The sequence below is a fragment of the Vibrio gelatinilyticus genome (assembly GCF_022836845.1).
GTDB lineage: Bacteria > Pseudomonadota > Gammaproteobacteria > Enterobacterales > Vibrionaceae > Vibrio > Vibrio gelatinilyticus.
Genome location: NZ_JAJNNZ010000003.1, coordinates 289308 through 301637, shown reverse-complemented (window position 1 = coordinate 301637; position 12330 = coordinate 289308). Strand labels below are relative to the sequence as shown.

Sequence of the window (12330 nt, the reverse complement as noted above, 5' to 3'; positions counted from 1 at the left end):
AGCTAGAAAGACAACCAAGATCACAACTAAAAAAAATTAACAAAAACAATAACTTAAAATCAAACTCCTTTATTCACACCAAAAACAAACATAAAAATAATCTGTTTAATCAGTGAGTTACGTTCAAAATAGCTCACCATTTCATCACCTTCAAATCTGTGATCACCATAACCTTTCTGAAAGCGCTTTTATTTTAATTCGTTCATAAAAGCATCTTTGTTATTGTTTTCGACCATATCAAAGGGTGTAGTGATAAATGTTAAGTCACTGTTTTATTGAGAATTGAAATGTTATTGGCTCCAGTTATCTCTTTTTCACACACTGTTATTTGAACGATAGTAACAGGCTGATACTATAGGCATCAGGAAACCGCTTACTGGAGAAGTAACCCTTGGAGTACATCAATTTTTGGAATGGTAACAAGTCAGAATATCGTCAGCAGTACGAGTATGAACTCTTGCTCGCCATACTCGATGTCACGACTGTCAATCACGGCCCATTTAAAGTCAAACGTGATGATACTGACTACCCGGATGCAAAGGATGAAGGCGCTATTTTAGACAATGGCTGTGATGTATTAGTAACGGTTAAAGGTAACCAGAAATTCAAGGGGAAACGTTTTATCGAATTGCCCTATTCCGCCACCAAGACCCTGTTAGGACAGCGAATCTTGTTTGTTAGGGCGGAAGATTCAGGTTCATTTACAACTGAAGATACGTTGCGACAGTGCTCAATAGGCATACCTGCCACATGGGTAGATGCAGAGCTATTTAGGCAAAATAACTTTAATGTCGTGGAAGAAGGGTTGTTTGAAGACGTGTTTGACCGCTTGTTGAACAATGAATTTGACTTCACGTGTTTTGGTGCCAATGAAGCCATAGATATCTACAACAATATGGTCAAAGAGAAAGATAAGATCGTCATGGCTCCCAATATTAAAATCGAGTACCCTTTCCCACTTGTCTTTTATGTCAATGCAGATAAACCTGAACTTGCACAGCGTCTATCGTATGGCTTTAAAGCTCTTATTGAAAGTGGTCGTTTTGACGATCTTTATCAACGCTATTTTGGAGAAATTGAGCAAGAACTGGCGCTAGAACAACGACAATCTGTTACGCTGGCCAACCCGTTTTTATAGTGCAGATTCCGTTCATCAACACCATAAAAAACAGCGCCTGTTAGCGCTGTTTTTACTCTCTGCCTCACCGTTATCGGTTCAACCATTGCACATTTGCAACCACCGTTTTAAGTTGCCCCTCAGTAAACAACATAAACGGGGTATCTAGGCGTGCCAAGTCCACTCCTTGTTCAACAAACAATCTCGCCGGTACCGACACTTCTTTAAACTCACCAACGGCTTTTAAAAGTTCTGATGTGATATCTACTGTAACAACGTCATCAGACAACTTATTCTCGATCCATTTCTGTAGTGCCAGATAAACCGGTTTTGTTGGTGCTTCTGTCACTTTAACTTCAAAGCTTAAAGCACCCTTGTCCGAGCTGTATCCATCAAGATTTTCGACTCCACCATCAGTTGTCTGAATGTAGGCTGCGGCGAAAACTCCCTTAAACACGAGCTCAACGGCGTCTTGTTGCTGCTGATAGTTGTAGGGTGTGGTATCTATGCCCTCTAGAGTCATAGGGTTGTTACGAGATACATCGGTGCCAATCCAATGTGTAAAATCAGCAACCTTCATTTGGAAATCACCAATAGTGGATTTTACACCATATAATTCCAGTGCATCATGTGCCTCACCGGGTACCTCACTCCCCACTATGTCTAATACGAGAGAGTCAAGGTTGGCTTGTTGCAGACAAGAGCTGTAGTTGAGGCCATAACCATATTCAAACAAGGGTGCGTGGTTTCCGTTTGGATCTTGTTCCAAATCTGGCACCACATAATTTGGTATGTGCTCTGGAATGCGGTTAACTGTTGTGCTGCACTTTTTATTCGGCCAGCTATAAGATAATTTCCCTTGAAAGTCATAGCGCGGCTTTCCGTCTTCATCACCGACAAGAACATCGATGATTCCTTCGCCTTCGCTGCCCGGCAACCACGCAGCAACGAACGCACTCGACTTCGCGATTTCTTCATTAAGGTACAGAGGTCTTCCACTAAAGAAGATGGTAATGATTTTGGCGCCAAGTCGGTGCAGTTTATGAATTTTTTCCACATCGGCACGATAACTGCGTTTTAACTTACCAAACTCTAATGTCTGCCACGCCTTAATGTCGCCCATCATCTCGGCATAAGGGTCTTCACCAGTCACGACAACCACCACATCCCCGGCCTTGACGTCACTATTTAGTTCAGGGTCGAACACTACATTATCCGCCCCTAGTTCTTCAGTCAGTGCCATTCGTACTGTCGTCGCTCCCGGAAAATCATCTAAAGTATTTTCATCACCCTGCCAGGTTAGATTCCAGCCACCCGACTGTTTTTGTAAATCGTCGGCAGCGCTACCTGTGAGTATGATTTTTTGCTTTGAGCTCAGAGGCAATAATTGATCTTTGTTCTTCAATAAAACCATTGATTTACGCACTGCTTCACGGGCAACTTCTCGGTGTTCCAAACACCCTAAAACCGATTGCTTGCCTGCTAACGAACGTTGCGACGGCATCGGTTTATCCCATAACCCAGCGCGCATTTTCACTCGCAGAATACGCGTGACTGCATCATCGATACGTGTCATTGGGATCTTACCACTGTGAATATCTTTTAAAGCGGTATGATAAACCTCGATCCAATGCTTATGAACCGGAACCATTAAAATATCGTTACCTGCATTGATGGCGTACGTTGCATCACCATCGCTGCACTTGCTCACTTCAGCATGACCATGCCAGTCCGTGACAACTAGACCATCAAAGCCCATTTTGTCCTTCAAAACATCATTTAATAAGTAACGACTTCCATGAATTTTGAAGTTATAACTTTCACCTTCTTCAGGTGCAAAGTCATAATTCTCTGGTTGTTCCCAAGTGTTAAACGAAGACATCACCACTTGAGCTCCCGCTTCAAGGCCACTGAAGTATCCCATAGCGTGGATATTTCTCAGTAGATCCTCACTATAAGCATTCACCCCACGATCTATGCCTGTTAATGTGCCGCCATCGCCAACCCAGTGCTTCACATTCGAAATAACGTGCTTATCACCTTTTAGCTCTTCTGCACTACCTTGTAAACCATGTACCATCTGAGAGGCGTATGCGTAGGTGATCTCCGGATCTTCTGAATAACCTTCGTAAACTCGACCCCAACGCAAGTCTCTTGGCGTTGCAACGGTTGGGGCAAAGGTCCAATCTAAGCCAGTCGCTACAATTTCTTTGGCTGTAATGTCACCAATGCGTCTTATCAGTTCAGGGTCACGTGCCGCGCCAAGGCCGATATTATGAGGGAATACCGTAGCGCCAAATACGTTATTGTGTCCGTGTACGGCATCAGTGGCCCACATAAAGGGGATGCGAAAAGGTCTGTCTTTAAAAACTTCTTCTGTCGCAAGCCAAAATTCATCCGCTTTCGATGCCCAGTCTTGTGCACTAGCGTGTTTATTTTCGCCTGGCCAGGCTCCACCGCCGTTTAATATCGAACCTAACTTGTACTGAGTCATCTCAGCTGGAGTTACACCGCGTAAGTCGGGTTGAATCATCTGACCCAGTTTTTCTTCTACCGTCATTTGCCCAATAATCTTGGCAATATCACGTTCAATCGCGTCGTCTTTCTTGATCGCAGATTCGATTTTTGGCCAATCTGAGAAATAAGGAGGTGTTAGCGGCATCTTACTGTTCCTAAAATTTAAATTTTAATACTGGCAACGATCAACTGTGTCGTTAACCTTCTTGGTTGAATTAACTGATGTATATAAAATGGTCGGCTGATGACCTTCTTGCTTATGTCGAGAGCTCACTTCACGCTCATTTATTAAGTTAAGAACACGACATTAATCGATACAATAAGCATAGAGGTTAGTTCATCAGGCAAAAAGCGCTGTCCCAATGGCTTGAGCTTACTCTTCAACAATCCGTTAATGTCGTTTATTGGACAAACTATGAGGAAATCGAACACAGAGTCATTGCGAAGATATTTGAGCAACCTTGGTACATAATCCAATGAGTGATATTTATTCCTTTATTCTAATTAGACCAAGGAAAGCTCACTTTGAGCGCATTGGTGCTAATGCGCTGCGTTCCTTTTATATCTGCGAGATACTAGCTTCGTAAGTCGTTTATGTTTGTGATCAAAGTCACACTGGATTGGTAACTTTTTGCCAATTGATAAAAATAGGGATGACCGCACATAAACACCTTACATGATGAAATATATTGGCGAATTTTGTCACTAAAACGCATATTAACAATTAGTTACTGTGAAACTACTTTAAGTCCATAGTACTTTTTCTAGTTACAACCTCAACTGGTGGGATATCGTATTGAGGTATATTGCCGCTGAGCAGATCCAACAAATAACGAATGGCAATCTCACCCATTTCAGCAAATGGCTGGCGTACTGTCGTTAGTCGAGGAATAAAGTATTCACTAATGGGTAAATCATCAAAACCGATAACCGATATATCTTCAGGAACCCTTAAGCCTTTTTGATGCAACGCCTGAATCACGCCAAAAGCAGAGAGATCATTTGCAGCAAAGATTGCTGAAAATGCAATGCCTTGTTGAATAGCTTTCAGTGTATTGTCGTAGGATAGCTTTGATTCGAAACCACCTTCTATGACCATAGCATCGTCAATTGCTATTCCCGCACTTTCTAGTGAGCGTAAATAACCGTTGTAACGTTGTTGACCATCAATATTGTAGTCATAACCAGCGACATGAAGTATTTTTCTATGGCCTTGTTGCACCAGATGATTAGTCGCCATATAACCTCCCATTTCGTTGTCGACATTGATCAGAGGCAGTAACCCTTTACCCCGTCGACACATAAGTAAGGTCGGTGTTTTACCTACGATCTCTACGATTTCATTTTCATTAAGCTCCCCACCAACAATAATAAGACCGTCGACATTTCTGTCGATCAAATCTTTCATCTCCAAGCTTTCACGTTCAACCTCCCAGTTAGTCGTTTCAATAATGATGTCATAGCTGTGATTGTGCATCTTCTGCTCCATACCGAACAAAATACGACTAACATATGGAGTATCGAAAGACGGCGCGACAACGCCAATTTTCATGTTGCGCTTCGTTTTAGGCTGAGCTTTGCGTTCTTTCGGTTTAAAACCACTTTCGTATATCGCCTTTTCAATTGCATCAACTTTATCTTTCGCAATATAAGACGTCCGATTTAGGTAACGGGAAACAGTACTTGGCGAAACACCTGCTATCTTTGCAACATCGTAAATGGTGGCTTTTTTTTGCGTCATATTGGCTCTGGTCGTTTCATCATTGGTCGGGTCGCGATTGATTCTGTAATTTACCGCTGAAGAGGTGATTGATATTAACTATTTATCGGACCAACACTCTATCGAACAAATAGCCAAGATTACAAGCACAAATAGTGACCACACAGTTAGCTACCTATTGAGCCAGCCAATGCTTGTGTTAGTATCGGTAACGAATAGAAACAAAAAGGATATCTAAGCGATGACCATAAGGACAATCGGTTTCACGGCATTACTGGCGCTGATTATTTCTGGGTGTGCTGCCCCCAATGAAGATCGAAATAACAGAGAAATTGGCAATAAAATGGAAGCTCAAGCGCAGCACGAAAAGGAAGTTTGCACCATTTTGGGTGATCTTAACTGCTCTTCACAGTAATCGAAAAAGAGTGCATCTCTATTAACGGCGCTATGCACTCTTTTATTATTAACGACTAGCCAGTCACTTTGGGTGAACGATGAGCGTCATTTTATTCGCTGCCTCACCGAAAATCTTTTTCGACAATGCTGTTAGCTCCTCTAATGTGACGCTATTTGCCGTCTGCTCATAATGAACCAATCGATGATAATCGTAACCCATTAGCCAATATCGATTTAGCATCCAGCCATATTGCTGTGGATTATCAGGAAGTGCGTTTAGATCGTTGATCAATTGTTTGACGACATTGTCCCTTTCCGATTGCGTCACTCCCTGAGCTAACGAACTTAATACACGACTAAACGCGCTCATGGCTCTTTTTTCATCATTGGGCTCTACATGGGCCTGCAACCACCAGAAATCAATACCGCCACCATCGGGAGATAGAAAATACGCCGAAGGCGAGTAATCCAAACCTTCTTCGGATCTAAGGTGCGAAAATACACGCTCGCTGGCAATACGCGATAACATGTCTTCAGCAAACACTTGCTTCGCGGTGCGCGGCTCGCTTCTCTCAGACACAATCCATTCAAATATTTGCGTTTTACCATCAATAGCAGTGTCTCTGCGAATGATCTGTTGCGGCACAAAATCCTCTTTTATGTGTTTATAGGCATGCTGAGGTTGATAAGGTATGAATTGCTCAAACGCGATGCTACTTATATATTGTCGTATTGCTGCCTCTATCGAGCTTGCATCCTTTGCGCCGACTAGGAACAGTTTAAACCCCGTGTTATTTCTAAACAGCTTTTGGTATGCCACTTGAATTTGTTTATCATTAACGTTGTTAATATCTGCTTCACTACTTGACATCAAAAAACTGTTTTCAACAATGACATCTTTGCTGCCATCATCCCATAGAGCGTAAACAGGGTCTTCTTGTAACCGACTTAGCTCATCAGCTGCCGATTGCTTAGCAACAGACAACAATTCAGTGTTCACCTTAGTAGCCATGAAGCCTGCATTGATGATATTTAGCGTTTCAACCAGGCCTTCTTCATTGCTTTGAAACACGGCACCGTGTTGGGTGTCTTCAACAAACATCTCAAGCCAACTGTTGCTTTTCCTGAGTATACTGACCAGTGCATCATCCGAAATATCACCGATGCCTCCCCTATTGACGAGTTCTGGTAATAAGCGCGCTGCTGCATACTCGTTTGGCTCTAAAGATTTAATACCACCAAGTGAAGAAAGCCAACCATAAATACTACTGCCTGCTTGTTTTTGTTGTAGATAAAGGACTTCTATATTATTACTCAGCTTCCAATAAACCATATCATCCGTCGGAGCGCCGGTCGCCAGTATCGTGCCAATTCTGTCAGGTTGTGGTAGATCCTGGTTAAGTGCGACTTTAATCGGTTTTTTGGTTGCCTGCTTGTACCTATTTTCAATGCCATTGATAGACGCCAACTGATTGCTGATGTCCGACACATCCGCATTAATGAACACTGTTGGCGTGTTTGCCAAGACCGTTTTGAGTTGAGCATTGAGGTCTGAATGCTGCAACGCGCTGATAAACTGCGCCAGATTCTCTACATACTGAGCCTGTGATTGAGTTGGTTGTTGCTGTTCAATATCGTAAATAAGATCATTAACATGTTGCACCGAGTCCATGTTTTCTCTATCAATAGCTGCATCATCGAGTAATTGCTGCCATGGTTTTTTTACTGAAAGAAACTCATTTTTATGGATCCCATGGTCTCTCATTTCCCCTAAAACTTTGACTAACATTTGTTGTAATGCAGTACGATGTTGCTCATCAAAGCCCAAACTGACAATCAGTAGACCATTCTGCGCGATTTTAAAATCCAGTACCTCTATCCAGGAAGTGGGTATATGACTACGCGCAATCTCATCAGAAAGGCGATTATAAATGGCATCCCCCACCGACTGTGTATACCAGTAGCGCTGTTGTGCTTCTAACGTATCGATACTTGAACCATCAACAGAGAATACCAGCTCAAAGACTGACGACTCTCCGGGTATTTTTCCGGTCACAAATGGTGTCATTGTCAAATCGTTAATCGTCGTTCTGGGTCGGCGTGGAGTATCGCCCTCGGGTAATTCAGCGAAAAACTGCGCAAATAGCAGTGAAATATCCACCTGACTCAAATCACCCGCAACGACCAACTCCATATTCTGCGGTTGATACCACTTATGGTAAAATTTTTGCAGCTCTTCAACATCGATATGGTTGATTGAGTCAATAGTCCCTAGAGGATCCCGTTTAGAGAAAGGCGTAGTGTCGATTGAATGTTCATAGCTTTTGAGGCTATAAGGCCGGGCATTAGGCAAACGCTGGCGAAACTCCCCTAGTACGGCCCCCTGCTCAGTTGCGATGGATTGTGGCAAGAACTGAATGCCAGATGCGATATGACGCATCCACTGAAAAGCTGGTTCGATAAGTTTGTCGTCTGGAATATCGAGTTCATAAACCGTAAACTCGTAGTCCGTATACGCGTTTTGATCGACTCCAAACTGAATACCCGCGCTTTCAAAAGCTTGGTTTCGCCGCTTATCCTGCTCTAGAAAACCTGAAAAAGCCAAATGTTCCAGAAAATGGGCGTAACCAACTTGATCCTTGCTCTCTTGCATACTTCCAGCGTGGACCACCAGTCGTAGAGAGATTGCCTCTTCAGGCTTGTTAAAAGCATGCAACTGCATGCCATTGGTAAGCTTGGTTGAACTCCAGTCGGGGTCAATCTGTATAGAAGTCGACCGACTCTCATCACTACACCCAACTAGGATAAGGGTCAGCAATATAACGACATTCGCCAATATCCAATTAAGCTTTCGCATACCTGCCTTCCTTCATGATAGCGTTATTGTCATAGTCTTTACGACTTTACAAGATGATATACATTAAAGCTCGGCAGTTAGTAATATGCAAGCAGTTTAACTTAATAACTTACTGATTAATAAGGATTTGAATATATAATTTCTTGTGGCTATGCTTACTAGTCTGCGTATTTGAGTTATTGTGACGTAAGATTCCTGCTAATGTCTAATTCACTTCGCGCTCTACAAAGCACCATGACACTTTGTCAAATCGGCACTTCAAGATAGTACAGGATCACATCAAAGATCTTGTACTATCGCGGAACTAACGAACTTGAATTTTACGAGGTACTAACTCTACACCTGGGTGGTAACGCTTTGCCGATGCATTGAGCGCTAACGCCAAAGCGCTGTCGCAGATCACCTCAAATTGCTGGGGAAGTGAGTTTATTTTGATCGGCAAGAAATCGAGCAATCGGTTATCACCAAAAGTTGCTAGCTTGATTTTCGTGGTTAACTCCGGGTTGTCTAACAACACGTCTAGCACGCCTTCAAGCAGGGTATAAGAAGTGGTCACAAGTGCATCTGGAACGGTGTCTGCCTCAACCCAGGACAGAAAGATTCGTTTACCTTCTTCTCGATTAAAGTGATCACCATAACCTAAGCAACTTTGAATTCCGTGTTCTTTAGCAGCGGATGCAAAACCTAGTTCTCGCTCTTTTGAGATATTGAGATCGGGTAAAGCGCCGATAAGACCAACCGTCTGGGTTGTCGGCTTAATCACTGATTTTGTCAGTTCGAAAGCCGCACCAAAATCTTCACTGATCACGCAGCAAAAATGCTCATCGTCTAACGGACGGTCTATCGCGATAACAGGTGTCCCTGAGTTTTGAATATCGAGATAGTATTCGCTGGCATTGGGGATAGAGCTCGCGACAAAAAGAGCATCAATGCGACGCGAAACCAGAGCTTCTGTCACTTTCCGTTCTGTTTCAGGATCGTCGTCTGAACAACCGATTAAAATCTGATAGCCAGCTTTACGAGAATTCTGCTCTAAGATTTTTGCGATCCGTGCATAACTGGTGTTTTCCAGATCAGGAATAATCAAGCCAAATGACCGCGTGTGTCCTGCCCTTAATGACGACGCAGCCAAGTCGGGGCGGTAATTGTACTCCTGAACCACTGACATGACTTTCTGTTGTGTTTTTTGTGAAATTCGATATTTCTGCGCTTTACCATTGATAACATAGCTGGCCGTGGTTTTTGAGACTCCCGCCAATTTTGCAATTTCATCTAGTGTCATATGGTGATCCCTATTTTTGTGTTGTGGATCATATAAATTTACATCTCTAATGTCATGAAGTTGAATTATAAGCTGAAACGGTTCAGTATAAAAGCTGAAAGGATTCAGCAAAGTTCACAGTTTTGAAAGCTGGCCTATATTTACACTAAAGTGCTAACTAGAACGTAACTCTAGGCGAAGGTCACAGTAAAACTATTACAGTGAATACGGTTTGCTGAATTTTTTTAAACAATTTGCTGAACCGATTCAGTGGCGCGTTAAGCAACGCTGCTAAGTCGATTAGAGAACCAGAATAAATAGGTGAGCGAACATGCTTCAACTAAACAGTAACAATATCAAACTAAATCAGTCGTCAAACGACAAACTCAGCGCTATCACATTGATCGCCTCTGACCTAACCGAGAAAGGTTTCGTTGAAAACGGTTACGTTGATGGAATGCTTGATCGTGAAGATCAAAACTCGACCTTCCTAGGCAATGGCATCGCGATCCCACACGGCACAACCGACACTCGTGACCTAGTAAAAGAAACTGGCGTCGCTGTCCACCACTTTCCAAATGGCGTTGATTGGGGTGATGGCAACACAGCTTATATCGCTATAGGTATTGCCGCAAAGTCTGATGAGCACCTTGGCATTTTAAAGCAGCTCACCAAAGTGCTTTCTGCCGATGGTGTAGAGCAGAAATTAAAGCAAGCCAAGTCAACCAATGAGATCATTGCACTACTCAATGGTGATGTTCAGCTTGAAGCCGATTTTGATGCATCGCTCATTCAGCTCAACTTCCCAGCCAGCGATATGGTTCAAATGGCCGCTGTCGCTGGTGGCCTGCTAAAAAATACTGGCGGTGCTGGAACTGAGTTCGTTGCAGATCTTGTGACTAAGTCCCCTACTCACCTAGGTAAAGGTTTGTGGCTAGTGAGCAGCAACAAAGCCGTCACTCGCACTGGCATGGCGTTTGTTTCAACCAACAATCAATGTGAGTTAGACGGTACACCAGTACATGCTTTGATCGCATTCGCAGCTTGTAACAACGCTCACCAATCGATGCTCAACACGATCACTGAAGTAGTATTTAAGCAAGAGCAAAAGAATTTGCTGTCGTTATCCTCAGAACAAGTATTGGGTTTCTTCACTGGTGAAGGAGTGGCAAGTGCTGATGCTTCTGACGGCAATGTTGCTCAGTTTAAGATCAAGAACGCGCATGGTTTGCACGCTCGCCCCGGTGCGATGTTGGTAGCAGAAGCTAAGAAATTTGAATGCACCATCAAGGTATCAAACCTAAATGGAGACGGCCAAGCGGTCAATGCGAAGAGCTTGATGAAAGTAATCGCCCTTGGCGTAAAACACGGTCATGAATTGAAGTTCTCTGCAGAAGGCCCTGATGCTCCTCAAGCACTAAAAGCCATTGGCAGCGCTATTGCCTCTGGCCTTGGCGAAGGTTAAGGAGCTCGTTATGACAGCACAAACTAATAAAGTGGTAACCATCACTCTTAATCCGGCTCTCGATTTAACGGGTAGCTTAGAAACCTTAAACACAGGCTCAGTCAGTCTGGTTAATCAAGGTTCTCTGCACGCTGCGGGTAAAGGCGTCAACGTAGCCAAAGTGCTTAGCGATTTAGGTGCCGACGTTACTGTGACTGGCTTTCTGGGCAGCGATAACCAAGAATTGTTCTGCCAACTATTCGAGCAGATGGGTGCCAAAGACCATTTTATTCGAGTCTCAGGCTCCACTCGTATCAACGTGAAATTGGTAGAAGAAAGCGGTGCGGTGAGCGACATTAACTTCCCTGGTGTGGAAGTAAACGCTGAGGCGATTCGTCTATTTGATCGTGAACTCAGTACCCTCATGCAATCGCACGATTACTTTGTCTTTGCCGGTAGTCTTCCCCGCGGTATCACCACAGAGCAGTGCGCTAAGTGGATTGAATATCTGCAACAAAATGGCAAACGAGTCCTATTTGATAGCAGTCGCGATGCCTTGGCAAAAGGACTGGACTCACAGCCATGGCTCATTAAGCCAAATGATGAAGAGCTAGGTCAGTTTGTCGGCCGCCAACTAACCACTCAGCAGCAATGCTTGGAAGCGGCAGAAACACTCTCAGACAAGGGCATTGCAAATATCGTCGTTTCGATGGGCGCCGATGGTGTTTTGTGGCTTGAAAACAAGCAATGGTTACAAGCAAAACCGCCAAGAATGAACGTCGTTAGCACCGTGGGTGCGGGCGACACTCTGGTTGCAGGGCTTTGTTGGGGCCACATGCAATCACTACCGAAAGAAGAATTACTCTCATTTGCGACGGCACTTTCAGCTCTGGCGGTAAGTCAGGTTGGTGTTGGTGTACCGAGCAAAGATGAAGTTATCTCCCTACAAAAACAAATACAGTTACAAGAGCTTAGCCGCTAGATATTGAAACTTTGATTCAATGTTGATGTGGCATAA

Annotated in this window: 8 protein-coding genes; 4 read left to right on the top strand and 4 right to left on the bottom strand. The window is 43.6% G+C overall.

What is annotated here, in order from left to right; all coding sequences use genetic code 11:
- Positions 1–391 precede the first annotated feature (391 nt).
- Complete coding sequence (locus LNL84_RS05500; protein WP_244355726.1) at positions 392–1138, top strand: type 2 periplasmic-binding domain-containing protein; 747 nt, start codon at positions 392–394, stop codon at positions 1136–1138.
- A gap of 70 nt (positions 1139–1208) precedes the next feature.
- Here LNL84_RS05500 and LNL84_RS05495 read toward each other — a convergent pair whose 3' ends face one another.
- Together LNL84_RS05495 and LNL84_RS05490 are read right to left on the bottom strand one after the other, a co-directional pair.
- Positions 1209–3779, bottom strand: a complete 2571-nt coding sequence (locus LNL84_RS05495) for a glycoside hydrolase family 3 protein (RefSeq protein WP_244355725.1) — start codon at positions 3777–3779, stop codon at positions 1209–1211.
- A gap of 594 nt (positions 3780–4373) precedes the next feature.
- Complete coding sequence (locus LNL84_RS05490; RefSeq protein ID WP_244355724.1) at positions 4374–5375, bottom strand: LacI family DNA-binding transcriptional regulator; 1002 nt, start codon at positions 5373–5375, stop codon at positions 4374–4376.
- A 220-nt stretch (positions 5376–5595) separates the two neighbouring features.
- Between LNL84_RS05490 and LNL84_RS05485 the strand changes: the two genes are divergently transcribed.
- Positions 5596–5769: a hypothetical protein gene (locus LNL84_RS05485; protein ID WP_244355723.1), complete on the top strand. Its 174-nt coding sequence runs from the start codon at positions 5596–5598 to the stop codon at positions 5767–5769.
- Between the two features lie 63 nt (positions 5770–5832).
- On the opposite strand, the gene LNL84_RS05480 is transcribed toward LNL84_RS05485, so the two are convergent.
- Together LNL84_RS05480 and cra are read right to left on the bottom strand one after the other, a co-directional pair.
- Positions 5833–8607, bottom strand: coding sequence for a M16 family metallopeptidase (locus LNL84_RS05480; RefSeq protein ID WP_244355722.1), 2775 nt, complete (start codon positions 8605–8607; stop codon positions 5833–5835).
- A 304-nt stretch (positions 8608–8911) separates the two neighbouring features.
- A complete protein-coding gene (gene cra / locus LNL84_RS05475) occupies positions 8912–9889 on the bottom strand; it encodes a catabolite repressor/activator (RefSeq protein ID WP_244355721.1) in 978 nt (325 codons plus the stop codon).
- Between the two features lie 310 nt (positions 9890–10199).
- Between cra and fruB the strand changes: the two genes are divergently transcribed.
- The gene (gene fruB, locus LNL84_RS05470) at positions 10200–11333 is read left to right on the top strand and encodes a fused PTS fructose transporter subunit IIA/HPr protein (RefSeq protein WP_244355720.1); all 1134 of its coding nucleotides are present in this window, start codon (positions 10200–10202) and stop codon (positions 11331–11333) included.
- Positions 11334–11343: 10 nt separating this feature from the next.
- Positions 11344–12294, top strand: coding sequence for a 1-phosphofructokinase (pfkB, locus tag LNL84_RS05465; RefSeq protein ID WP_244355719.1), 951 nt, complete (start codon positions 11344–11346; stop codon positions 12292–12294).
- Positions 12295–12330 lie beyond the last annotated feature (36 nt).